Origin of the sequence: Kitasatospora sp. NPDC018058 (assembly GCF_044327205.1) — a bacterium.
Lineage (GTDB): Bacteria > Actinomycetota > Actinomycetes > Streptomycetales > Streptomycetaceae > Kitasatospora.
In genome coordinates this window covers 335046-357880 of record NZ_JBIRFA010000001.1, presented here as the reverse complement: position 1 = coordinate 357880, position 22835 = coordinate 335046, and the positions used below count along the sequence as shown (strand labels likewise).

Below are 22835 nucleotides of genomic sequence, written 5' to 3'. Positions count from 1 at the left end.
GCGCGGCGTCTCCGGGGGCTGCGGCGCCGACGGGGATAACCCTCCGGAGCGGAGCCGAAGATGCCGTCTGACCAAGCACCCACCGAAGCTGTCATGCCCGAGCCAGCCGGGAGTCCCGTCCCGGCGGTGACCCCCGAGCGGGTGCTGGCCGGGCTCGCCCTGCTCGTGCCGATCGTCGCGATGCTCTGGGTGTCCTCGTACGACAAGACCGGTCCGGCGGTGGCCGGGATGCCCTTCTTCTACTGGTACCAGTTGCTCTGGGTGCCGGTGTCCGCGGTCTTCACCGTCGCCGCCTACCTGCTGATCGACCGGGACGAGAAGGCCCGCAAGGCGGCCCGGACGGGCGGTGCGCGATGAAGGACGTCAACGTGCCGGCCCTCGTGGTCTTCGTCCTCTTCTTCGCCCTGGTCACCGTGATGGGCTTCCTCGCCTCGCGCTGGCGCCGCGCGGACAACGCGGCCCACCTGGACGAGTGGGGCCTGGGCGGTCGCAGCTTCGGGACCTGGGTGACCTGGTTCCTGCTCGGCGGAGACCTCTACACCGCCTACACCTTCGTGGCCGTCCCGGCCGCGGTGTACGCGACCGGCGCGGCGGGCTTCTTCGCGGTGCCGTACACGATCATCGCCTACCCGCTGGTCTTCCTGTTCCTGCCCCGGCTCTGGTCGGTCTCCCGGGTGCACGGCTACGTGACCCCGGCCGACTTCGTCCGCGGCCGGTACGGCTCGCGGCCGCTGTCCCTGGTGGTCGCGCTGACCGGCATCCTGGCCACCATGCCGTACATCGCCCTGCAACTGGTCGGCATCCAGGCGGTGCTGGACGTGCTCGGCGTCGGCGGCGGGGAGAACGCCAACTGGTTCGTCAAGGACCTGCCGCTGTTCATCGCCTTCGGTGTGCTGGCCGCCTACACCTACTCCTCCGGCCTGCGCGCCCCGGCGCTGATCGCCTTCGTCAAGGACGCCCTGGTCTACATCGTGATCATCGTCGCGGTGATCTACATCCCGATCCGCCTCGGCGGCTACGGGCACATCTTCGACGTGGCCACGGCGCACTTCAAGCAGGTCAAGACCGGCTCGATGACCGTCCCGGACAACAAACAGTGGACGTACGCGACGCTCGGCCTCGGCTCGGCGATGGCGCTGTTCATGTACCCCCACTCGGTGACCGGCGTGCTGGCCTCCAAGTCCCGCAACACCGTGCGCCGCAACATGGCGATCATGCCCGCGTACTCGCTGATGCTCGGTCTGCTGGCGCTGCTCGGCTTCATGGCCGTCGCGGCCGGCGTCGGCAGCGGCGTCAAGGGCTTCAACTCCCAGCTCTCGGTGCCCCAGCTGTTCGCGAACATGTTCCCGGACTGGTTCACCGGCGTGGCCTTCGCCGCGATCGGGATCGGCGCGCTGGTGCCGGCCGCCATCATGTCCATCGCGGCGGCCAACCTGTTCACCCGCAACGTCTACAAGGAGTGGCTCAAGCCCGCCGCCACCCCCGCCGACGAGACCCGCATCGCCAAGCTGGTCTCGCTGCTGGTCAAGGTCGGCGCGCTGGTCTTCGTGCTCGGCATGGACAAGCAGGCCGCGATCAACCTCCAGCTGCTGGGCGGCCTGTGGATCCTGCAGACCTTCGTGGCGATCGTCGGTGGCCTGTTCACCCGCTGGTTCCACCACTGGGCGCTGTTCGCCGGCTGGGCGGCCGGCATGGTCTACGGCACCTGGAAGGCGTACGGGATCGCCAGCCCGGCCACCAAGCACTTCGGCGGCAACGCGGCCGAGATCCCCGGCATCGGCGAGCTCGGCTACATCGGCCTGACCGCCTTCGCGCTCAACCTGATCGTGGCGGTGGCGCTCACCCTGGTGCTGCGGGCGGTCAAGGCGCCGGACGGCCTGGACGAGACCAAGCCGTCCGACTACAGCGCCGAGGCCGGCGACGAAGAGCTGAAGAACGCGCCGGAGCCCGTAGCGGCGCACTGATTGCCGCTGTGCGCGCCCTGTGATCGCACCGCCTTCTCCGTGAACACTGGAGAAGGCGGCGCGATCATATGCATGAACAGGCGTGCACGCCGGGCACCACCAGACCGGACCGGCAACCGGCCGGAACCTGATCGACCCACGGGGAGCTCGCGGCCATGGCAGAACTCGGCACCACCCTCAACGGCGAACACCAGTCCACCCTGATCCCGGTCGGGGCGAACGGCTCGCCGGCCACCCGGCTGCCGTCCGTGCTGATCGCCACCCGGCACGGCGAGTCCACCGCCAACGTCGAGTTCCAGCTCGCCGAGGCCGTCGGCGCGCTCAGCGTCCCGATCAGCTGCCGCGACGCCGACATCCCGCTGTCGCTGCGCGGCCAGCAGCAGGCCCAGGCGCTCGGCCGCTGGTGGGCCGCCCTGCCCAGCTCCGACCGCCCGCGCAGCGTCTGGTGCTCGCCGTACGCGCGCACCGCCGAGACCGCGCGGATCGCGCTCGCCCAGGCCGCCGGGCTCGGCGCCGTCCCCGTGACGCTGGCCGTCCGCTACGACGAACGGCTGCGCGATCGCGAGCTCGGCGTCCTGGAGATGCTGCCGAAGGCCGCCATCGAGGCCAAGCACCCGGAGGAGGCGGCCCGGCGGCGCAAGATGGGCGAGCTCTACTACCGCCCGCCCGGCGGCGAGTCCTGGGCCGACGTCGCGCTGCGGGTGCGCAGCCTGCTGCGGGACGTCTGCGCGGAGGAGGCCGGACGGCCCGTCCTGCTGGTCGCCCACGACTGCACGGTGCTGATGCTGCGCTACGCGCTGGACCGGCTCACCGAGCAGCAGCTGACCGCACTCGGACCGGTGCACAACTGCTCCACCAGCCTCTGGCGGGCCCAGGAGGGGCGGCTGCGGCCGGACCGCTGGAACACCGTCGACCACCTGGCCGCCGACACCGACTGACTGACGGCAGGCAGACGGACAGGAATCAGCAGGAGTCGGCGAAGCACCGCCGGTAGGCCAGCGGCGTGGTGCCCAGCCGACACCCGAAGTGGTGCCGCAGCGCGGCCGCGTTGCCGAAGCCGCAGCGCGCGGCGATCGCGTCCACCGACTCGGTGGTGGACTCCAGCAGCCGCTGCGCCAGCAGTATCCGCTGCCCCGTCAGCCAGCGGTGCGGGGTGGTGCCGGTCTCCTGCTGGAAGCGCCGCGCGAAGGTGCGCGGCGACATGTGCGCCCGGGCCGCCAGTTGCTCGACGGTGGCCTCCCGGTCCAGGTGGTGGCGCATCCAGTCGAGCAGCGGCGCCAGCGAGTCGCCGTCCCCCTCGGGCAGCGGACGGTTCACGAACTGGGCCTGCCCGCCCTCCCGGTGCGGTGCCACCACCATCCGGCGGGCGATCGCCCGCGCCACCTCGGCGCCCTGCACCTTGCGCACCAGGTGCAGACAGGCGTCGATGCCGGCCGCCGTACCCGCCGAGGTGATCACCGGGTCGTCGTCCACGTACAGCACGTCCGGTTCCACCACCGTCGCCGGGAAGCGCGCGGCCAGTTCGTCGCTGTGCCGCCAGTGAGTGGTGGAGCGGCGTCCGTCCAGGAGCCCGGCGGCGCCCAGCACGAAGGCGCCGCTGCAGATGGACAGCACCCGGCCGCCGCCCGCCACCACCGCGCGCAGCGCCTCCAGCAGCGGCTCCGGGTACTGCTCGCGGACCGCCGAGGCCGTCACCACCGCCAGGTCCGCCCCGGCCAGGCGCTCCGGGCCGTACGGGACGTCCACCGCGAAGCCCGAGTGGGTCGCGTGCGGCCCCGGCCGGGCGCCCGCCAGCGCGAAGTCGTACCCGGGCAGGCCGTCCGCGGTGCGGTCCAGGCCGAAGACCTCGCAGGCCACCCCCAGTTCGAAGGGGTGGACCTCCTCCAGCACCACCGCGACCACGTTCTTCAGCATGCCGCCCAGGATGCCCCGGCGGGCGGACCGAACGGAACCCTCCGGCTGGCAGGATTTCGAGGCAATCAGTCATTCCTGCCACTCGTGGGCACCCACGCCACCCGGCCACAGTGGTGCCCATGGAACCCGGCACCCTCGCAAGCGCACTCGGGCTGGTCGGCGCCGTCGGCGGCTTCGGCCTGCTCGGCGCCCTGATCGGCCGCGAACTCTCCGGCGGACCCGCCGCCGGCCGCGACAACCACCACCGCCCGGGCGGCTACCCGGCCGACCCGCACCGCCCCGACCGGCTGTACGGCACCATGCCCGCCGCGTCCCTGCGCCCCTCCGCCGACCCGGCCACCCTCCCGGTCCGCTCCGCCCCGGAAATCCGCACGCCCCACGGCTCGGGCACACTGGCGCGATGGACTTCCTCATCCGCCAGGCCCTCCCGCGCGACCTCGAAGACGCCGGCCGGATCACCGTCGAGGCCTTCGTCGGCGACGGCTACACCAAGCCCACGAGCACCTATGTCGAGCTGCTGCGGGACGCCGAACGCCGCTCCCGGGAGGCCGAACTCCTGGTCGCCGTCGACGCGGCCGACGAACGGGTCCTCGGCTGCGTGACCTTCGCCGTCGGCGGCACCGAGTGGGCCGACATCGCCACCCCCCGGGAGGGCGAGATCCGGATGCTCGCCACCGCCGCCGCCTCCCGCGGCCGCGGCGTCGGCGAGGCCCTGGTGCGCGCCACCGTCGCGCGCAGCCGCGAACTCGGCCTGGCCGGCATGGCCTTCTCCACCCGCCCCGAGATGACCGCCGCCCACCGCGTCTACGAGCGCATCGGCTTCCTGCGCACCCCGGAGCGCGACTGGGCGCCCTACCCGGGGATGGACCTGATGGTCTACACCATGGCGTTCTGAACCACCCCGTCCCGGACCACGGCGGCCCGGAGCACCGCGCCCTGAGCGCCGGTCACGGCCGTTTGTCGTACCCGGGGGCCACGTAGACGGTGTAGCGGCCGTGCTCACCGCTCTTCACCACGGTGGCCACCCGGTACCCGGCGGCCTTCAGCGTCGGCTGGACCGCCTTGTCGGTGGCGCCGGTCTGGGTGAAGTCCAGGACCACCACCTTCCACTCGTGCGCCGCGATCCCGGCCTGGATGGCGGGCACCCCGTTCTGCATCTGGCCGGTGACCGGGTCCCGGCGGAACACCGCCACCAGGTCGTGCCACTGCTGCCAGTTGCTCTGCTTGCGCAGGTAGTAGGCGGGGACGTTGTAGTTCTCGACCAGGTACCGGTCGTCGCCCTTGACGATGTACGGCTTCAGCGCGGCGACGAACTCCTTCGAGTTCGACCACTCGCCGAACATCTCCCGGCCCTGGGCCGCGCCCTCCCAGGCCAGCGGGCCCACCACCAGCGCCGCGGCCACGATCCCGGCCGTGACGTGGAAGCGGCCCCGCAGCCACAGCACCGTGCGGGCCAGGATCGCGCCCACCACGATGCACGAGAACCAGGCGCCGAAGTCCACGTGCTTCTGCAGCGACAGCCAGGTGTGGATGCGGACCTGGTTCACCGGCGCCAACAGACCGGCCACCAGCAGCACCAGGGCCAGCCAGAACTCCGTCCAGGCCGCGCCGCCGCGACGGCGCGCCCGCACCAGTTGCGCCAGCACCCCGAGCAGCGCCACCACCAGCAGCGGGCCGACCCAGCGGGCGGCCTCCCCGGCCACGTAGGAGTAGGCGTCATGGCCCGGGGCGCGCTGGAGCGTGGTGTGGTTGAAGCCGTCGACGTACCGCTGGCCGGCCGCCAGGGCCGCCGCGCCGACCGCCACCGCGAAGGTCAGCAGCACCAGCAGCCCGCGCCGCCAGCGCGCCCAGGAGCGCGCCGAGCCGCCCGTCCCGGCCAGCACCGCGATGCCGCACACCACCGGCACCCACAGCAGCGCCGCGTACTTGGTCGCACCGGCCAGGGCCAGCAGCAGCCCCGAGCCCACCATGCTCGGGTACCCGCCGCCGGTGGTCAGCCGCACCGCCAGGTAACCGGCCCAGGCGAGGACCGCCAGCGCCATGGCGTCGTAGGTGGCCAGGCCGCCCAGGAACTGCGTCGGGCCGAGCGCGGCGAAGGCCGCCGCCGCGCAGAAGGCCGCGAGCGAGCCGTGCAGCCGCCGGGTGGCCAGGTGGACGGCCACGGTCGCGGAGAGCATGAACGCCAGACTGAGCAACCGGGCGCCGTTCAGCCCGCCGACGAAGTCCGCCAGGGCGACGACCACCGGGTAGATCAGCGGGGAGCCGGAGAAGAAGGTCTCGTACGTCGAGACCTCGGTGCCGTGCCGCAGGTGCGCGATCTCCTGGTACCCGGAGTAGATGTAGGTGCCCTCGTCGATGAACGCGGTGTTGCTGACGATCAGGTGGTACGAGAGCGCGCCCTGGACCAGCAGCACCGCCAGCAGCGGCAGCCAGTCGGCCCGCAGCGCCGGCCGGGGCGGCTGCGGCACCCGCGGCAGTCCGGGCTTGCGCCGCCGCCGGTCGGCCGGGGACGGCGGCGGCACCGCCGCGGCCGCACGGTCGCGCTCGCCCAGCGCCACGCCCCCGCCCGGGCGGGCCCCGGCGGGGCCCAGGACGGGCTTGCGGGTGGACTCGGGCCGGATCCAGCGACCGTCCGCGCTCATCAGTACTGCTCCTATCTGGGGCTCTGCGTCCGGATGCGCCACGGGGGCGCGTCACGCTCCGGGGCGTGCGCCAGCCGCCCCGCACCACCGAGGTCGGCGGCGGTGCGGGGCGGCTTGACGTTCTCGGGCCGGACGGGCTCCGGGGCGGTCGGCCCCGGGCCGGCTCAGCCGTTGAGCCAGGCGCCGGTCGGCGGGACCGACGGCGGCGAGCTCGGGCCCGCCACGATCTTGACGATGTCGGCCTCCGGCAGCACCTGGTTCCAGGTCTGGATGTCGGCCACCGCGCCGTGCCAGGGGTCGGCCCACTGCCCGTTCGAGCTCAGCCGCCCGACCTGCAGGGTGTTGTTGCCGGACGGCTGCACCCCGGCCGACTTGGCCGAGGACTGCGGGGCGCCGTTGACGTACAGGGTGAGCGTCTGCGACGGGTCGTCGTACACCCCGGTCAGCAACACCCACTGGTTGACCGTCGCATCGGCCTTGGACCAGGCGACGGCCGAACCGCCGCCCGGGATCTGGACCTTGAAGTACCACTGGTCGTGCCCGTTGTTGTTCGCCCGGCCCAGCGAGTAGGCGTAGTACTGGCCGTCGCCCTCGCTGATCGCGCTGCGGTTGCCGTCGGGCTTGTCGACCAGCACCCGCGCGGAGACGGTGAAGCTCTTGCTCACGTCGACGACCTGGCCGGAGGTCGAGGCGAAGGAGTCCGGGCCGCTGGGCAGCTTGAGGACCTGTCCGGAGAAGCCGCTCATCGTCCCCGGCTTGGCGTCGGCGCCCAGGTTCAGCTCCGGGCCCTTCTTGGCCGGCAGGGTGCCGACGGTCGGCGGGCTGGTGATGCCCTTGACCGGCGGGGCGCTGCTCGACGACGGGCCGTTCACGGGGGAGGTGCTCGACGAGATGACGTTGCCCGGCTTCTTGTCGCTGTCCTTCTTGTACAGCCAGAAACCCGCGCCGGCGCCGGCCAGGACCACCACGGCGGTCGCCGCGCCGATCAGCTTGAGCCGGCGGCCGCGCTTGGCGGCCTTCTCGTTGCGCTCGGCCAGCGCCTCCCAGTCCGGCGTGCCGGACGAGGACGCCTGCGGTGCGAGGCCGGGCTGCTGCTGCCACTGCGGCGCGGGCTGCGGCGGCTGGGCGGCGGCGGGCTGCGCCTGCTGCGGGAAGGGCTGCGGCGCCACCGGGCCCGGCTGCACCGGCTGCGGTGCCACCGGCCCGGGCTGCACCGGCGCGGCTCCGCCCGGCTGCGGCACCGGAGGCACCGGCTGCGACGACGAACGGGGCGTCATCTGCTGGGGTGGCTGGGCAGGTGCACCGGGCGGCGGCCCGAAGCCGGTCGCGGGGCCGAATGCACCGCTCGGAGACTGCGGTGGCACACCGGTGGCCGGAGCGGGCCCCCCGGCCGGTGCCTGCTGCGGTGGCGGGTAGGGCTGGCCCGGCTCGCCACTCGGTACCGGTCGATCGCTCATGGCCGGAATGCTAGGGCATCAGCCCGGCCACGCCCATGGCGGGTGCGCGGACGAAACGTCAAGGCTGTCAAGGGGCGACGAGCAGCCCGCTCACGAGACCCCGTTGTACGGGATCCTCCAACGCTGGGAGACCACGTCCGCGCACGGGCGCAGCTGCGCCGCCGTCCCGTCCGCGAGCGCGCCGCCCGCGGTGCCCAGGCACAACCCCGAGTCCTGGTGCGTCAGCCGCCCCCCGGCGGTGGGCACCCAGCGCTGCGCGGATCCGCCCGTGCACCCGGCCAGCGTGACCGAGGTCCGGTCGGCGCCCGGCGCCAGGCAGGCCGCTCCCCCGCGCAGCGATCCGTCGTTGCCCACCGTCCAGCTGGTCGACGAGCCCGGGTCGCCGCAGGCCCCGACGGTCACCGGGGCGCCGGCCGGCCCGCCGCCGCCGTGCCGCAGGCAGATCCCGGGCGCCCCGGCCGGAATCTCACCGACCGGCAGCCCGGCCCGGTTGTGGAAGGCGAACGACTCGCTGCGCAGGCCGGTGCCGCCGCTCCACACCTCGAAGCCGGCCTGCACCCGGCACAGGTAGGAGCCCTTGGGGACGTACCCGCGGGCCATCGCGTCGGCGGTGAACAGCCGCAGGTCGAGGCCCCGGGTGGTGTGGGTCGGCGTGGTGCGCACATAGCTGATCACACTGTGCGGGCCGGTGATCGGCGCCTGGAACACGTTGTACGCGGCGTCCCCGAACGGCTGGGCGTCGTCGACCTTGTCCCCGGCCGGGCGCACGTTGTCGGTGGCGTCCAGCCACACCATCAACTCGGCGCTCTCCCCCGGCAGGCAGTTGTCCGGGCTGGAGCCGTACCAGAGGTCGAAGGACAGGTTGAAGGAGCCGCTCACCCGGCCGTTGGCGTCCCAGTCGGCGGTCGCGTCGCCGAGCGCGCTGACCGGCACCGGCAGCCCGCTCGCGCCGGGGGCGGTGGAGACATTGGGGTAGGCGCCCGGGGCCAGCGGGTTCTTGGGGACGAAGTCGCGGATCTGGGACACCGTGAAGCCGGTCTCGCCCACCGGGTCCACGCAGACCGTGCCCGCCGTGTTCCACGGGTTCGGTTCGAGGATCTTCGACCCGCCGTCCAACGCCAGCTTGGGGAAGGGGTTCTGCGGGGTCGAGCACTGGCTCGCCGACGCCGACGCGGTGGCGGTCGGCGGCTGCTCCACCGCCCCGACCTCGCCGCTGCACCCGGCCAGCAGCGCGGCGACCGCGCCGAACGCGGCGACCGCCCGCAGCCTGCGCACCGCGCGCCCGGCCCCACCGACCTCGATGTTCATCACGTTTCCCCGAACCGTCCTCGCCCCCTGGGCGGACAACCGTACACAAGTGCTCCGCGGCACTCCGGTTCACATCACGATCGGAACTCGATATCGGTTCCGGATGGCTGACGGAAGAGGGGGGAGCGAATTCACAACGATGGGTCCCGTACGATCCTGGCGTCCCCCGCCGTCCGACCGGGTAACGGCAGGCCCGCGGGGAGGGTTCAGATCGGTACGGCTTCGGGGGAGTAGAGCACGTGACTGTCACCGAGAGCACGCGACTCGCGGGCAGCGGTCAACCACCCGCCTCACGACGCCGGAGCCGGCGCGACCCGGGCGCCCGCAACCAGTGGGGCCTGCTCCCCCAGCCGCCGGACAACACCGAGAAGTACCTGTACGCGCGCACCCACCTGTGGGTGCTGACCTGCTTCTCCCTGATCAGCTTCGCCTGCATGGTGGCCAGCGAGATCGGTCTGCTCAGCGCGACGCCGTGGTTCTTCGTCTTCGTCCCGCCGCTCGCCTTCACCGTCGTGTACTACCTGATCTCCCGGTGGGTGCACGGCTTCAACGAGACCTTCGACATCGCCGCGCACCGCGCGCTGGTCAAGTCCTGGCAGCCCGAGCGCTATCCGACCGTCGACATCTTCCTGCCCGTCGCCGGCGAGCCGATCGAGGTCCTGCACAACACCTGGACCCACGTCGCCCGGCTGCGCGACCACTACCCGGGCGAGGTCACCCCGTACGTCCTCGACGACAGCAACAGCCCCCAGCTCGCGCAGATGGCCGTCGACTTCGAATTCGTCTACGGCACCCGCGACAAGCTCGGCTGGTTCAAGAAGGCCGGGAACCTGCAGTTCGGCTTCCGCAATTCCGACAGCGACTACATCCTCATCCTGGACGCCGACTTCGCGCCCCGGCCGGACCTGCTGAACGAGATGCTCCCCTACATGGAGGCCAACCCCCGCCTCGGCATCGTCCAGTCCCCGCAGTTCTTCCGCATCCTCGACTCGCAGAACTGGATCGAGCGCGGCGCGGGCGCCGTCCAGGAGCTGTTCTACCGGACCGTCCAGGTCTCCCGGCAGCGCAACGACGGTGCCATCTGCGTGGGCAGCTGCGCGATCTACCGGCGGGCCGCCCTGGAGGAGAACGGCGGCACCACGCTGATCGGCCACTCCGAGGACGTGCACACCGGATTCGACCTGCGCCGCCTCGGCTGGGACCTGCAGTACATACCCGTCGCCCTGGCCACCGGCGTCTGCCCGGACAACGTCGGCGGCTTCTTCAACCAGCAGTACCGCTGGTGCACCGGCTCCATGAGCCTGCTCGGCAGCCGGAAGTTCTGGCAGACCAAGCTGCGGCCGGTCACCCGCGCCTGCTACCTGTCCGGGTTCTTCTACTACATCCACACGGCGCTGTTCACCATCGTCTCGCCGCTCGTCCCGATCATCCTGCTACTCGCCCGGCCCGACCTGGTCCGCTGGCAGAACACCGCGCTGGTGCTGCCCGGTCTGATCTACGCGACGGTCATCTTCCCGCTCTGGCACCGCAACCCCTACCGGCTGGAGGCCTGGGCCGCCCGCATGATGTACGGCTGGGCGCACGTCTTCGCCATCTGGGACATCGTGCGCCGCAACCGGATGGCCTGGCAGCCGACCGGCTCCAGCGGCGCCAAGAAGAACAAGACCCGCCGGTTCTGGCTCGGCGTGATCGTCTGGGGCGGCGGGACCGCCCTGCTCTGGGTGGGGACGAGCATCTGGCGGATGCTCACCATGGGCCCGCTGAACTTCGCCCTCGTCCTGGCCTCCGGTCTCTTCTACGCCACCATCGTCGGCCGGGTCCTCGTCCAGCCGCGCCCCACGGAAGCAGTGTGATCACCATGTCCGCCCATCCCCGACGGGCCGGCCTGCCCCGTCGTCGGCTGGCGCTCCCGCTGCTGACCGCCGCCCTGCTGCTCGCCACCGGCTGCGGCCCCGCGGACCCGGGCTTCGCGCTGCAGGAGGACCTCGCCCAGCCCGCGTCGACCGCCACCGCCGGCGGTCCCGGCGCGCCCGCCCCGAGCACCTCCGCCAAGCCCAAGGCCCTGCCCACCGGCGTCCCGTACGACATCACCCCGCTGCTCAAGCCGAGCCGCAAGTACCTCGGCGCCGCCCTGACCGGCGTGCCCGCCTCGATGGACGCGCTGCCCGGCTACACCTCCGCGATCGGCAAGCAGCCCGACATCCTGGAGTACTACGCCCACTGGAAGGGCGGCTTCGACACCGCCGGCGTGCGCCGGATCTACGAGGCCGGGGCGCTGCCCTTCATGGCCTGGGAGCCGTACGACCACTCGCTCGCCTCGATCGCGGCCGGCGACACCGACGACTACGTGCGCGGCGTGGCCAAGGCGGTGGCCAAGCTCAACCTGCCCATCGCCATCAGCATCGCGCACGAGATGAACGGCGACTGGTACCCGTGGGGCCGCAAGACCGCCAGCTCCCAGGACTTCGTCGCGGCATGGCGCCACGTCCACGACATCTTCGACCAGGCCGGCGCGACCAACGTGATCTGGGTCTGGAGCCCCAACATCACCGTGCCCGCGCCCAACACCCGCCTCGCGCCGTACTACCCCGGCGACAACTACGTCGACTGGGCCGGCATGACCGGCTACTTCACCAACGACGGCCCCAAGACCTTCGAGACCCTGTACGGCCCGACCATGGCCGAGATCCGCACCTTCTGCAAGAAGCCCTTCTTCATCAGCGAGACCGCCGCCGAGCAGGGCAGGCACCAGCGCGCGTTCGTCGACCAACTGTTCTCCGGGATGGAGGCGCACGACGACATCGTCGGCTTCATCTGGTTCAACATGATCAAGCGAGCGGACTGGCGGGTCGAGACCGTTCCGGACACCCTCTCCGCCGTCAAGCAGCGCGTGTCCGCCCCCCGCTACGGCTTCGACATCCGGAACCCATGATGAGTACAGAGCCCGAGTTCAACGTCTTCTCCCCCCGCCCGAAGGCCCCCACCCCGAAGACCCCTGCCGCGAGGATCCCCGCCCCGCAGGCCCCCGCCGCCGAGGCGCCGGAGGCGGACGTGCCCGCACCCCGCCGGGCCCGGGCGGCGGCCACCGCCGTGCCCGTGGCCGTGGCCGTGGACAACCCCGATGCCGTCGAGCTGGCCCCGTACACCATCCCGCAGGTCCCCGCGATCGGCTGGGACCCGGCCTCCAGCCCCCGGCGCCGCTGGATCGCCCGCGGCCTGCTCGGCGCCGTCCTGGGCGTCCAGGCCGCACTCTCCCTGCGCCTGCTCGCCGCCGCGCATCCCGACGAGGCCGCCGCCATGGTCGCCGGCCGCCAGCAGCTCGCCCACCTCCTGCACGGCACCCCGGTCACCACCGACCTGCTCGACCGCGTCCCCGGCTCGCCCTGGCTGTACCCGCCGCTGGCCGGCGCCGCCGCGAACGCCGGCGGCATCTGGGGCACCCGGCTGCTCAGCCTAGGCTTCGCGCTGCTCACGACGGTGCTGCTGTACTCGCTGACCCGACGGCTCTTCAACGAACGGGTCGCCATCTGCGGCATAGCCGCCTACGCCGTGCTGCAGTCCACCGTCGTGGTCGGCTTCTACGGCGCCCCCGAGTCCCTCGCCGTCCTGCTGGTCGCCCTCGCGGCCTGGACCACGGTGTTCACCGCCCGGCGCTCCCCGGCCCTGGTCCTGCTGGCCGCCCCGGCCGCCGCACTGGCCTGTGCCGTCGCCTACTCGGCGGCCTTCGCCGTCCCCGCCCTGGTCCTGCTGGCCCTGGCCTGCGCCTGGCCCCACCGCCGGCCCGGCCCGGCCGCCCTGCGCGCCCTGCTGCTGGCCGTCGGCACCACCCTCCTGCTGCTGCCCTACGGCCTGCTGGGGAAGGTCGTCCACTGGTCCCCCTCGCACGGCAACGCCCCCGGCTCGACCGGCTCCATCCTGCTCGGCACCGTCCAGTGGGGCGGCCTGTTCACCCTCCTCGCGGTGGCCGGCGCGGTCGCGTACGCCCACCGCGAGCAGATGACCGAACACGAGCCGCCCGAGAACGACGGCGCCGCCACCACCCGCGCCCAGCGCGCCCTGCTCGGCACCGTGCTGACCGCCACCGCGCTGCTGATCCCGGCCGTCCACCTGTGGACCGGCACCTCCGGGGCGCTGTTCCGCCACCTCGGCTACGGCATGCTGCTCGCCACCCCGCTCGCGGGCGTCGGCCTCACCCGGCTGGTCGGTGCCCACTTCCGCCACCCCCAGCTGGGCATCCTGGCCTGGGTCGCGCTGCTGGCCCTCGGCATGGAACAGTCCGCCCTGCGCTACCAGAACGGGCCCGACTCCGGCCGCCTGCTGGCCGTCCTGCGGGCGCACGCCGTCCCCCAGGGCCACTACCTCACCGAGGTCGACGGCCTCGCCGAGTACTACCTGGGCAGCGTCAGCAAACCCGCGCAGTGGGTCTCGGCGCGGGCCGGGACGGACTACCGCGACGGCGCCGGAGTGCAGCACCACGGCGAGGACGGCAGCACGGCCGCGATCCGGGACGGCTGGTTCACCATGGTCGTCCTCGACAGCACCGCCCCGGAGGCCACCGACCGGGCCCTGAGCGCCGCCCTGACCGCCAGCGGGCAGTACAAGCTGATCGCCCAGTTCACCTCCCCGACCGGTGATTCGAGTACCTACAAGGTGTACCTGAAGCACTGACAGCCCGCCGGAACCGCCGGCGTCCGCGACACAACAGGCACAACATATGGTGCCGCCTCAGTCCCTCGGCACTACATGTATGCTCACTCCTGCTGTCGATGCAGGGGAACCCGGTGGGAGTCCGGGACTGCCCCGCAGCGGTGTGCGGACGGCTCCAGCAGCCGTGCCCGTGAGTCCGAGTACCTGCCGAACAGCGTGCGCCACGGCCCTCCCGCAGAGGCCGCGCCAGCACGAGCAGTACCCCTCCGGGCCTCGCGGGCGGGCCGGGGAGTCACCGTCGCGCGACGCGTTCTGCGTTCGCGCCGTGCTCCCCTGCCCAGATCGGCCCGGCGCCACCCGATCACCGCCGCCGATCGCCGCCAGGAGAGAGCGCCTTGACCACCGCTGCCTCAGCCACCCTGCCCGCCCAGGGCTCCGGTACCGCCTTCACCGACCCGACGGTCTCCGACCCCGGAGGCGCGCTGCTGCGGCTGCTCACCGACCGCAGCGCCGACCTCACCGAGGTCGACCCCGGCCATGTCGCCGCCGCCGCGCTGCGCGGCCGCCACGCCGGTTCGGACTTCGCCGAGCTGCGCGGGCTGGCCGTGGACGCCGCCGCGTCGATGATCGCCGAGGACCCCCAGTACTCGAAGCTGGCGGCCCGCCTGCTCGCCCTGGAGATCGTCGACGAGGCGAACAGCCAGGGCTCGGTCTCCTTCTCCGCCTCGATCGCCGTCGGCCACGCCGAGGGCCTGATCGGCGACACCACCGCGGCCTTCGTCGCCAAGCACGCCGCCGCCCTGGACGCGCTGATCGACGCCACCGGCGACGACCGCTTCGAGTACTTCGGCCTGCGCACCGTCCAGTCCCGCTACCTGCTGCGCCACCCGATCACCCGCAAGGTGATCGAGACCCCGCAGCACTTCCTGCTCCGCGTCGCCTGCGGCCTGGCGGTCGGCGACTCCGAGCAGTCGGTGCGCGAAGTGGCCGAGCTGTACGGCCTGATGAGCCGCCTGGAGTACCTGACCTCCTCGCCCACGCTCTTCAACTCCGGCACCCGGCACCCGCAGATGTCGAGCTGCTACCTGCTCGACTCCCCGCTGGACAACCTGGACTCGATCTACAACCGCTACGCGCAGATCGCCCGCCTGTCCAAGCACGCCGGCGGCATCGGCCTGTCCTACTCGCGCATCCGCTCGCGCGGCAGCCTGATCCGCGGCACCAACGGCAAGTCCAACGGCATCGTCCCGTTCCTGCGCACCCTCGACTCCTCGGTCGCCGCGGTCAACCAGGGCGGCCGCCGCAAGGGCGCGGCCTGCGTCTACCTGGAGACCTGGCACGCCGACATCGAGGAGTTCCTGGAGCTGCGCGACAACACCGGTGAGGAGGCGCGCCGCACCCACAACCTCAACCTGGCGCACTGGATCCCGGACGAGTTCATGCGCCGGGTCAACGCCAACCAGGACTGGTCGCTGTTCTCCCCCGCCGACGTCCCCGAGCTGGTCGACCTGTGGGGCGCCGAGTTCGACGAGGCCTACCGCAAGGCCGAGCTGGCCGGCAAGGCCGTGCGCACCATCCCGGCGCAGACCCTGTACGCCCGCATGATGCGCACCCTGGCGCAGACCGGCAACGGCTGGATGACCTTCAAGGACGCCTCCAACCGGGCCGCCAACCAGACCGCGCTGCCGGGCCGCACGGTGCACTCCTCCAACCTGTGCACCGAGATCCTGGAGGTCACGGACGACTCCGAGACCGCCGTCTGCAACCTGGGGTCGGTCAACCTCGGCGCGCACGTGGCCGACGGGGCCTCGGTCGAGGACCTGCTCGGCGCGATGGACTGGGAGCGGCTGGATGCCACCGTGCGCACCGCCGTCACCTTCCTCGACCGCGTGGTGGACATCAACTTCTACCCGACCACCGAGGCCGGCACCTCCAACTCCCGCTGGCGCCCGGTGGGCCTGGGCGTGATGGGCCTGCAGGACGTCTTCTTCAAGCTGCGGATCGACTTCGACTCGGCGGAGGCGAAGCAGCTCTCGACGCTGATCGCCGAGCGCATCATGCTCACCGCCTACGAGCGCTCCGCCGACCTGGCCGAGCAGCTCGGCCGCCACGAGGCGTACGGCGAGACCCGCGCCGCGCGTGGTGAGCTGCACATCGACCACTTCCCGTCGGCCGCCCCGCAGTGGGCCGACCGCTGGACCGCGCTGCGCGCCCGGATCGCCGAGACCGGCCTGCGCAACTCGCTGCTGCTGGCCATCGCCCCGACCGCGACCATCGCGTCCATCGCCGGCGTGTACGAGTGCATCGAGCCGCAGGTGTCCAACCTGTTCAAGCGCGAGACGCTGAGCGGTGAGTTCCTGCAGGTCAACCCCTACCTGGTGCGCGAGCTCAAGGAGCTCGGCGTCTGGGACCAGCAGACCCGCGACGCCCTGCGCGACGCCAACGGCTCCGTCCAGGAGTTCAACTGGCTGCCCGCCGAGGTGCGTTCGCTGTACCGCACGGCGTGGGAGCTGCCGCAGCGCGCGCTGATCGACCTGGCCGCGGCCCGCATGCCGTACCTGGACCAGAGCCAGTCGCTGAACCTGTTCATGGCCGCGCCGACCATCGGCAAGCTCAGCTCGATGTACGCCTACGCGTGGAAGGTCGGTCTGAAGACCACCTACTACCTGCGCTCGCGCCCGGCCACCCGGATCGCCCAGGCCGCCTCCGGTGCCGCGCGCGCCGCCGCGCCGGTGCCCGCCAACACGATTCCCATGGGCACCCCCGCCCTCACCCCGGAGCAGGAAGCCGCCATCGCCTGCTCCCTGGAGAACCCCGAGTCCTGCGAGGCCTGCCAGTGAGCACCCCGAACGAAGACCGCAAGATGCTGCTCGACCCCGGCTTCGAGCTGACCCTGCGCCCGATGCGCTACCCGTCGTTCTACGACCGGTACCGCGACGCGATCAAGAACACCTGGACCGTCGAGGAGGTGGACCTGCACTCCGACGTCGCCGACCTGGCGAAGCTCAGCGAGGGCGAGCGCCACCTGATCGGCCGCCTGGTCGCCTTCTTCGCGACGGGCGACTCGATCGTCGCCAACAACGTGGTGCTGAGCCTCTACAAGCACATCAACTCGCCCGAGGCGCGGCTGTACCTCTCGCGGCAGCTGTTCGAAGAGGCCGTCCATGTGCAGTTCTACCTGACGCTGCTGGACACCTACCTCCCGGACCCGGAGGACCGCGCGGCGGCCTTCGCCGCGGTGGAGAACATCCCCTCCATCGCCCAGAAGGCGAAGTTCTGCTTCAAGTACATGAACGCGGTCGACCACATCGACTCGCTGCAGACCAAGGAGGACCGCCGCGCGTTCCTCCTGAACCTGATCTGCTTCGCGGCGTGCGTCGAGGGTCTGTTCTTCTACGGCGCGTTCGCGTACGTGTACTGGTTCCGCAGCCGCGGCCTGCTGCACGGTCTCGCGACCGGCACCAACTGGGTGTTCCGCGACGAGTCCATGCACATGGACTTCGCGTTCTCCGTGGTGGACACCGTGCGCGAGGAGGAGCCCGACCTCTTCGACGACGAGATGGCCAAGCAGGTCACCGAGATGCTGGAGGAGGCCGTCGAGGCCGAGCTCCAGTTCGCCCAGGACCTGTGCGGTGACGGCCTGGCCGGCATGAACACCGACTCCATGCGCCAGTACCTGGAGGCCGTGGCCGACCAGCGCCTGGCCCGCCTGGGCATGCCGATCCGGTACGGCTCGACCAACCCGTTCGGCTTCATGGAGCTCCAGAACGTCCAGGAGCTGACCAACTTCTTCGAGCGCCGGGTGTCGGCCTACCAGGTGGCTGTCGAGGGCTCGGTCTCCTTCGACGACGACTTCTAAGAGGTCAGATACGACAGAGGTGCCCCGCACGGCCACAGCCCGTGCGGGGCACCTCTGTTGTTTCAGTCGGTCGGAAACTCCCCGGACTTGACCCCTGCGACGAACGAAGCCCAGGCGTCAGCCGCGAACAGCAGCGCCGGCCCATCCGGGTCCTTCGAGTCACGGACCGGCGCAAGGCCGATCACACCATCAGCCACCTCGACGCAGTCGCCGCCCTGCCCGCTGTAACTGCTCTTACGCCACACCAACATGCTTACCTCCCTGCTGCTTAGCGGTACAGCTCCTGCCGTACCCGAGCGATCATGTCGAGACTGTCAGCAGGGCTCAAGGCGATCGAACGAAGCGAATCGAAGATCAGCGTGTAGTCCTCAGTCTCCGCTGGAGTCTCCATGTAAAGCGTCCCCGTTCGATGTTCGACGCACACGACGTCCGAGTACGTCGGCACAGGAAAGCTGAACAATACGAACGACCCCATGAGCCCGGCATGAGCTCCCGCCCGATCCGGCAGTATCTGCAGCTCGATGTTGGGCCGCTCCGCCATCTCCGAGAGCCGGTCCAGCTGTTGACTCATGACCTTCACCCCGCCCACCTGGACTCGCAGCGCCGCTTCCCCTGCGATCACACAGACACGCGGCGGGTCGGCACGGTTCAACACCTCCTGCCGCGCGATCCGAGCAGTTACAAGGGCTTCCACCTCGTCCTTGCTCAGCGTGGACGGTCGCGCCTGGAGCACGGCTCGGGCATAGTCCGGCGTCTGCAGCAGGCCTGCTACCAACACGTTTTGGAACGACCGGATGTAGTCAGCCGTCTCCTCGTAGCCAATGAAGTCCGAGTATGACGGCCTCGCCAAGCTCGCACGCTGCACCCAGCCCGACTCGCGGCCGCGCCGTGCCATGGCCACCATGTCATCGACATACGCCTGATCATCAACGCCATAGAAGGTCAACAGATCACGCAGCTCGCCAAGCGAGATTCCCAATCTGGCGTTCTCGATCCGGCTGATTTTGGTCCGGTGGCAACCGATCCGTTGAGCCGCCTCCTCAGGCGTCTTGCCCGCCTCTTCTCGCAGCTTGACCAGCGCGGCAGCCAGCCTTCGACGGCGCACCGTCGGCCGCACATCGCTCATTTGACGCCCCTTCATGCATGGACCACTACCAGCGTACCGTCGCAGCCGAATCTTGGAACGAGTTCCAAAGTCTCAGTTGCGGATGGAACGCGAGCGGATGCAAGCTACTGCATGTAGTCGCTAGATCACCACAGGGTGATCATGGCGGCTCTTCCCCGGGCATCCCCATGCCTTCTTCAGCCGCTCTCACCTGCACACTCCAGAGGTGGCCCCGCCATGCCTGAAACCGTCTCCACCACCCCCGCCGAGCAGACCTGCTGGCTGCCCCGGCACCGCAAGTCCCCCCGAACCGCCCGCCAGGAGCTCCGCTCCTTCCTCCTCCCCCACCCCTGCGGCGAACCCCTCCTCCCCACCGGCGAGTTGCTGGTCAGCGAGCTCGTCACCAACTCCGTCCAGCACGCCCGTGTCCCGCGCGGCCGCCTGATCTTCGTCCGCTTCCACCTCAGCCCGGACGCCACCCTCCGCATCGAGGTGCACGACGCCGACAGCGAGAAGCCCATGCCCCGCCCCATCTCCACCTCCGCCGAGACCGGCCGGGGCCTGTTCCTCGTCCAGGAGTTGGCGCAGAGCTGGGGCTGCTCCCCGCGCGAGGGCGGCATCGGCAAGTTCATCTGGTGCCACGTCACCCCCGAGGCGGCCGCCGCGTGAGCGCCGTCCGGGCCGGGATCGCCGGCATCATGCTGCCGACCGACTTCCCCAGCCTCGACCACGCGCTGCCCGTCCTCTGGGAGCGTGTGCGCGCACTCCCGATCCGCGAGGCCCACCGGGACTTCATCCGCTGCTGCATCGGCCCGGGCGGCGGCACCGGCGCCGCCCGCTGCCTCGCCCGCAGCGGCCGCTGGAGCGTCATCCTCTACGTCGGCGAGATGACCGACTGGACCGCCCACCCGATCACCATCACCACCCACACCCCCTGAACTCCCCCGTCCCCGCCCGGCGTTCACGCCGAGCGGGGACGGGGGAACCGCAAAATTCCTCCGTGCGCATCCGACTACGGCTCTAGATTGCTCTCGTGAGCTCTACAGACCCCGCTACCGGCCCCTGCTGGTTCAGCTGCCGCATCCGCTTCGCACACATGTCAAGCAGCGACAACACCCTTCTGTATTCGGTATCGGTGTACTTGATCCGAGCCGACGACGACGAGACCGGCCTGGAACTGGCACTGGCCCGGGGGCGCCAGGATGAGCGGGTCTACGCCAACGCGGCGGGTGGCACGTCCAGGGTCGCCATGGTGGAGGTCGAAGCCCTGGACATGCTCGACCCCACCATCGAAGACGGCGTCGAAGTCGCCTGCCTCTGGTCCGACGACATCGTCCCGAACCCGTTCCCGATGGACGTCACCTTCCAGCCGGAAGCATCCAACCCCGCCAACACGGTGTGAGCGGGCCCTGAACTCCCCGCCCCTGCCTGGCGTGAACGCCAGGCAGGGGCGGACATCCACGCGCGGCCCAGTGCACAGAAAGTCGGCCCCGCCGACTTTCTGTGCACCGCGCCAGCCTCACTCCTCCCACCACTCAGCCGCGCAGAACCGGACCTCGCTGGACGTTCTTCCGCTACTTCGCGTCCAAGGAGGACGTGGTCGTCCGGTTCCTGGCGGAGATGGGCGGCGGCATGCGCGCCGAACTCGCCGGGCGGCCCGCCGAGGAACGCCCCTCCACCGCGCTGCGGAACACCGTCTGGGCCGCCATCGACGCCTGCGCCGGCCACGCCGACCGAACCCTGCGGGTGGTGCAACTGATCCTGGGCACGCCGGCCCTGCGGGCCCGCTTCCTGGAGCGTCAGGCGCAGTGGCGCGAGGAACTGGCCGCCGAACTGGCCGACCGGCTGGGCCTGGACCCCGAGACCGGCCTCTACCCCCGGCTCGCCGCCGGAACGGCCCTGACCGCCTTCGACGTCGTGCTCCAGCGCTGGAGCGACAGCGACGGCGCCGAGGACCCGGCCGCGCTGACCGACCAGGCCTTCGCCGCCATCGCCCCCGCCCTGGACGCACCCCCTCGGTAGCGGTCGACTCCCCCGCCCGGCCCGGCGTTTGCACCGGGCGGGGCGGCAACGGCGCCGCACGCCGCCCGTCCGTATGAACTCCCAAGCCACACCGGCACCACACGCATACGCACGACCCGCCCCCGGTTACCGTCCGGCCCACAGCCGAACGAAAGGGGCACCCCCGTGACGACCGGAATCCTCGACTACGAGAGCGACGCCATCGTCCAGCTCATGAGCATGGCGGAGGAGGACTGGACCGAGCAGGAGCTCAAGGACGCCCTCCAGCGGGCGATCATGCTGGAGGTGTCGACCATCGCGCCCTACGCCACCGCCCTCTGGTCGATCACCGACACGGACAACAGCAAGCCGGTCCGTCACACCATCCACGAGATCATCCTCGACGAGATGTACCACTTCGGGCTGGTCTGCAACATGCTCACCAGCATCGGCGGCACGGTCGTCCTCACCGACCCGCTCACCGTCCCGAAGTACCCGGGCGAGCTTCCCGGTGGCGTGAATCCCGGGCTGACGGTCTACCTCAGCGGGTTGACCCGCGACTCCGCCAATCTCTTCTCCGACATCGAGAAGCCCGAGAACCCGCTCGCCTTCGCGGCCGACGGCAACACCATCGGCGCCTTCTACCAGCGCATCGCCAACGTCTTCCCCAAGTTCGCCCACCTCCTCACCGGTCAGCGGCAGGTGACCTCCTCGCCCGGGCCGAACCGCGACCTCTTCGCGATGAATGCCATCGACGACGTGCTGAAGGCGATCCACATCATCCAGACCCAGGGCGAGGGGACCACCGCCTCCCCGGAGGACCCCTTCCCCAGCGCCCCGGGCGAACTCGCCCACTACTACGCCTTCAAGGAGATCGCCGTCGGCAAGAAGCTCGTCTTCAACGACATGACCCAGAAGTGGGAGTTCACCGGCGCCGACGTCCCTCTGCCGGACACCTCCCCGGTCGCCCGGGTGCCCAGGGGTGGCTGGCCCCGCACGGGCGACCCCAACTCGCCCGACCAGCCCACCGCCAAGCTCCTGGACGCCTTCAACAAGCAGTACAGCGACATGCTGCGCGCCCTCGAACACGCCTGGAGCGACGACCCGTCCGCGATCGGCACCGCGATCGGCCTGATGTTCCAGATGCGCACCACGGCCCAGCAGATCGAGGTCGTCAAGCTCCCCGCCGACCCCCGCTCCACCTACGGCCCCGAGTGGCTCCTGGTGTAACCGGACAGCGCGAAGGCCGGTGCGGACGGGTCCGCACCGGCCTTCAACTCGCAGTCAGCGGTTACTCGTTCGGCACGGTCGCGTAGCGCGCGGTGCCCTCGGCCATCTGTCGCAGCGCGTCCTTGCGGTCGCGCTTGGACAGCTTGTCGATGTAGAGGAACCCGTACAGGTGGTCGGTCTCGTGCAGGAGGCAGCGGGCGAAGAAGCCGGTGCCCTCGACCCGGATCGGGTTGCCGTCCTTGTCCACACCCGTCACGGCCGCGTAGTCCGGGCGCGGCAGCTCGGCGTAGGCGGTGGGGACGGACAGGCAGCCCTCGTTGCCGTCGTCGAGCACGCGGCGGCGGTCGGCCGGGTACTCCTCCAGCTTCGGGTTGATCACGTGGCCGATGTGGCGCACGCCCTCGTCGTCCGGGCAGTCGTAGACGAAGACCTTGAGGTCCACGCCGATCTGGTTGGCGGCGAGGCCGACGCCCTCGGCGGCGTACATCGACTGGAACATGTCGTCGATCAGTGCGGACAGTTCGCCGTCGAAGACGGTGACGTCCTTGACCTCGCGGTGCAGCACCGGGTTGCCCACGACGGTGATCGGACGCGCGGTGCCCTTGGCGAGGTCGGGCTCCTCACCGATCACCTTGACGGGCGCCTCGGGCGCCGCCCCCTCCACGTCGTGCTCGTGCTCGTGGTCGTGCTGCTCCGCCATGTCTTCCG

The 22835-nt window shown here is 71.2% G+C and carries 20 protein-coding genes, 1 pseudogene and 1 riboswitch; of the genes and pseudogenes, 14 read left to right on the top strand and 7 right to left on the bottom strand.

Annotated features, from left to right (window positions below):
* The first annotated feature begins 93 nt into the window (after positions 1–93).
* From ACH4E7_RS01605 to ACH4E7_RS01595, 3 genes are all read left to right on the top strand, one after another.
* Positions 94–357, top strand: coding sequence for a DUF3311 domain-containing protein (locus ACH4E7_RS01605; protein ID WP_396246979.1), 264 nt, complete (start codon positions 94–96; stop codon positions 355–357).
* Positions 354–1964 carry a monocarboxylate uptake permease MctP gene (gene mctP, locus ACH4E7_RS01600; protein ID WP_396246978.1) on the top strand — a complete coding sequence of 537 codons (1611 nt, stop codon included), beginning with the start codon at positions 354–356 and terminating at the stop codon, positions 1962–1964. Before ACH4E7_RS01605 ends, mctP begins: the two co-directional genes overlap by 4 nt.
* Before the next feature lie 155 nt (positions 1965–2119).
* Complete coding sequence (locus ACH4E7_RS01595) at positions 2120–2902, top strand: histidine phosphatase family protein (protein ID WP_396246977.1); 783 nt, start codon at positions 2120–2122, stop codon at positions 2900–2902.
* A gap of 25 nt (positions 2903–2927) precedes the next feature.
* Here ACH4E7_RS01595 and ACH4E7_RS01590 read toward each other — a convergent pair whose 3' ends face one another.
* Positions 2928–3878, bottom strand: coding sequence for a helix-turn-helix domain-containing protein (locus ACH4E7_RS01590; RefSeq protein WP_396246976.1), 951 nt, complete (start codon positions 3876–3878; stop codon positions 2928–2930).
* A 400-nt stretch (positions 3879–4278) separates the two neighbouring features.
* Between ACH4E7_RS01590 and ACH4E7_RS01585 the strand changes: the two genes are divergently transcribed.
* Positions 4279–4773 carry a GNAT family N-acetyltransferase gene (locus ACH4E7_RS01585; RefSeq protein WP_396246975.1) on the top strand — a complete coding sequence of 165 codons (495 nt, stop codon included), beginning with the start codon at positions 4279–4281 and terminating at the stop codon, positions 4771–4773.
* Positions 4774–4825: 52 nt separating this feature from the next.
* Here the strand turns inward: ACH4E7_RS01585 and ACH4E7_RS01580 are convergent, their stop codons facing one another.
* The 3 genes from ACH4E7_RS01580 to ACH4E7_RS01570 form a co-directional block, all read right to left on the bottom strand.
* Positions 4826–6520, bottom strand: coding sequence for an ArnT family glycosyltransferase (locus tag ACH4E7_RS01580; RefSeq protein WP_396246974.1), 1695 nt, complete (start codon positions 6518–6520; stop codon positions 4826–4828).
* A gap of 164 nt (positions 6521–6684) precedes the next feature.
* Positions 6685–7719, bottom strand: coding sequence for a LamG-like jellyroll fold domain-containing protein (locus ACH4E7_RS01575; protein WP_396246973.1), 1035 nt, complete (start codon positions 7717–7719; stop codon positions 6685–6687).
* A 348-nt stretch (positions 7720–8067) separates the two neighbouring features.
* The gene (locus ACH4E7_RS01570; RefSeq protein ID WP_396246972.1) at positions 8068–9285 is read right to left on the bottom strand and encodes a ricin-type beta-trefoil lectin domain protein; all 1218 of its coding nucleotides are present in this window, start codon (positions 9283–9285) and stop codon (positions 8068–8070) included.
* A 434-nt stretch (positions 9286–9719) separates the two neighbouring features.
* Between ACH4E7_RS01570 and ACH4E7_RS01565 the strand changes: the two genes are divergently transcribed.
* The 5 genes from ACH4E7_RS01565 (at position 9720) to ACH4E7_RS01545 (ending at position 17791) form a co-directional block, all read left to right on the top strand.
* Entirely contained in the window at positions 9720–11138 is a 1419-nt protein-coding gene (locus tag ACH4E7_RS01565; RefSeq protein ID WP_396247144.1) for a glycosyltransferase family 2 protein, read from the top strand.
* Between the two features lie 5 nt (positions 11139–11143).
* On the top strand, positions 11144–12217 hold the full coding sequence (locus ACH4E7_RS01560) for a glycoside hydrolase family 26 protein (protein ID WP_396246971.1): 1074 nt from the start codon (positions 11144–11146) through the stop codon (positions 12215–12217).
* On the top strand, positions 12214–13953 hold the full coding sequence (locus ACH4E7_RS01555; RefSeq protein ID WP_396246970.1) for a glycosyltransferase family 39 protein: 1740 nt from the start codon (positions 12214–12216) through the stop codon (positions 13951–13953). Before ACH4E7_RS01560 ends, ACH4E7_RS01555 begins: the two co-directional genes overlap by 4 nt.
* A gap of 49 nt (positions 13954–14002) precedes the next feature.
* Positions 14003–14159, top strand: a riboswitch (cobalamin riboswitch).
* Between the two features lie 192 nt (positions 14160–14351).
* Complete coding sequence (locus ACH4E7_RS01550; RefSeq protein WP_396247143.1) at positions 14352–16772, top strand: ribonucleoside-diphosphate reductase subunit alpha; 2421 nt, start codon at positions 14352–14354, stop codon at positions 16770–16772.
* Between the two features lie 23 nt (positions 16773–16795).
* Positions 16796–17791 (top strand): ribonucleotide-diphosphate reductase subunit beta, encoded by a 996-nt coding sequence (locus ACH4E7_RS01545; protein ID WP_396247142.1) that lies wholly within the window; start codon positions 16796–16798, stop codon positions 17789–17791.
* A 62-nt stretch (positions 17792–17853) separates the two neighbouring features.
* Here ACH4E7_RS01545 and ACH4E7_RS01540 read toward each other — a convergent pair whose 3' ends face one another.
* Together ACH4E7_RS01540 and ACH4E7_RS01535 are read right to left on the bottom strand one after the other, a co-directional pair.
* Positions 17854–18042: a DUF397 domain-containing protein gene (locus tag ACH4E7_RS01540; protein WP_396246969.1), complete on the bottom strand. Its 189-nt coding sequence runs from the start codon at positions 18040–18042 to the stop codon at positions 17854–17856.
* A 17-nt stretch (positions 18043–18059) separates the two neighbouring features.
* A complete protein-coding gene (locus ACH4E7_RS01535; protein WP_396246968.1) occupies positions 18060–18917 on the bottom strand; it encodes a helix-turn-helix transcriptional regulator in 858 nt (285 codons plus the stop codon).
* A gap of 216 nt (positions 18918–19133) precedes the next feature.
* Between ACH4E7_RS01535 and ACH4E7_RS01530 the strand changes: the two genes are divergently transcribed.
* The 5 genes and pseudogenes from ACH4E7_RS01530 (at position 19134) to ACH4E7_RS01510 (ending at position 22127) form a co-directional block, all read left to right on the top strand.
* Positions 19134–19565, top strand: a complete 432-nt coding sequence (locus ACH4E7_RS01530) for an ATP-binding protein (protein ID WP_396246967.1) — start codon at positions 19134–19136, stop codon at positions 19563–19565.
* Positions 19562–19834 (top strand): hypothetical protein, encoded by a 273-nt coding sequence (locus ACH4E7_RS01525; protein WP_396246966.1) that lies wholly within the window; start codon positions 19562–19564, stop codon positions 19832–19834. Before ACH4E7_RS01530 ends, ACH4E7_RS01525 begins: the two co-directional genes overlap by 4 nt.
* A 95-nt stretch (positions 19835–19929) precedes the next feature.
* Entirely contained in the window at positions 19930–20298 is a 369-nt protein-coding gene (locus ACH4E7_RS01520) for a DUF4288 domain-containing protein (protein WP_396246965.1), read from the top strand.
* A gap of 161 nt (positions 20299–20459) precedes the next feature.
* Positions 20460–20918, top strand: a pseudogene (locus ACH4E7_RS01515) (TetR family transcriptional regulator); the annotation flags it as partial.
* Between the two features lie 165 nt (positions 20919–21083).
* Positions 21084–22127 carry a ferritin-like protein gene (locus ACH4E7_RS01510; protein WP_396246964.1) on the top strand — a complete coding sequence of 348 codons (1044 nt, stop codon included), beginning with the start codon at positions 21084–21086 and terminating at the stop codon, positions 22125–22127.
* Between the two features lie 61 nt (positions 22128–22188).
* Here ACH4E7_RS01510 and def read toward each other — a convergent pair whose 3' ends face one another.
* Entirely contained in the window at positions 22189–22758 is a 570-nt protein-coding gene (def, locus tag ACH4E7_RS01505; RefSeq protein ID WP_396247141.1) for a peptide deformylase, read from the bottom strand.
* Positions 22759–22835 lie beyond the last annotated feature (77 nt).

Bases quoted from the DNA above. Each gene is read 5' to 3' on its own strand.
- ACH4E7_RS01605 (WP_396246979.1), top strand. From the start codon at position 94: ATGCCCGAGCCAGCCGGGAGTCCCGTCCCGGCGGTGACCCCCGAGCGG.
- mctP (WP_396246978.1), top strand. From the start codon at position 354: ATGAAGGACGTCAACGTGCCGGCCCTCGTGGTCTTCGTCCTCTTCTTC.
- ACH4E7_RS01595 (WP_396246977.1), top strand. From the start codon at position 2,120: ATGGCAGAACTCGGCACCACCCTCAACGGCGAACACCAGTCCACCCTG.
- ACH4E7_RS01590 (WP_396246976.1), bottom strand. From the start codon at position 3,878: ATGCTGAAGAACGTGGTCGCGGTGGTGCTGGAGGAGGTCCACCCCTTC.
- ACH4E7_RS01585 (WP_396246975.1), top strand. From the start codon at position 4,279: ATGGACTTCCTCATCCGCCAGGCCCTCCCGCGCGACCTCGAAGACGCC.
- ACH4E7_RS01580 (WP_396246974.1), bottom strand. From the start codon at position 6,520: ATGAGCGCGGACGGTCGCTGGATCCGGCCCGAGTCCACCCGCAAGCCC.
- ACH4E7_RS01570 (WP_396246972.1), bottom strand. From the start codon at position 9,285: ATGAACATCGAGGTCGGTGGGGCCGGGCGCGCGGTGCGCAGGCTGCGG.
- ACH4E7_RS01565 (WP_396247144.1), top strand. From the start codon at position 9,720: ATGGTGGCCAGCGAGATCGGTCTGCTCAGCGCGACGCCGTGGTTCTTC.
- ACH4E7_RS01560 (WP_396246971.1), top strand. From the start codon at position 11,144: ATGTCCGCCCATCCCCGACGGGCCGGCCTGCCCCGTCGTCGGCTGGCG.
- ACH4E7_RS01555 (WP_396246970.1), top strand. From the start codon at position 12,214: ATGATGAGTACAGAGCCCGAGTTCAACGTCTTCTCCCCCCGCCCGAAG.
- ACH4E7_RS01545 (WP_396247142.1), top strand. From the start codon at position 16,796: ATGCTGCTCGACCCCGGCTTCGAGCTGACCCTGCGCCCGATGCGCTAC.
- ACH4E7_RS01540 (WP_396246969.1), bottom strand. From the start codon at position 18,042: ATGTTGGTGTGGCGTAAGAGCAGTTACAGCGGGCAGGGCGGCGACTGC.
- ACH4E7_RS01535 (WP_396246968.1), bottom strand. From the start codon at position 18,917: ATGAGCGATGTGCGGCCGACGGTGCGCCGTCGAAGGCTGGCTGCCGCG.
- ACH4E7_RS01530 (WP_396246967.1), top strand. From the start codon at position 19,134: ATGCCTGAAACCGTCTCCACCACCCCCGCCGAGCAGACCTGCTGGCTG.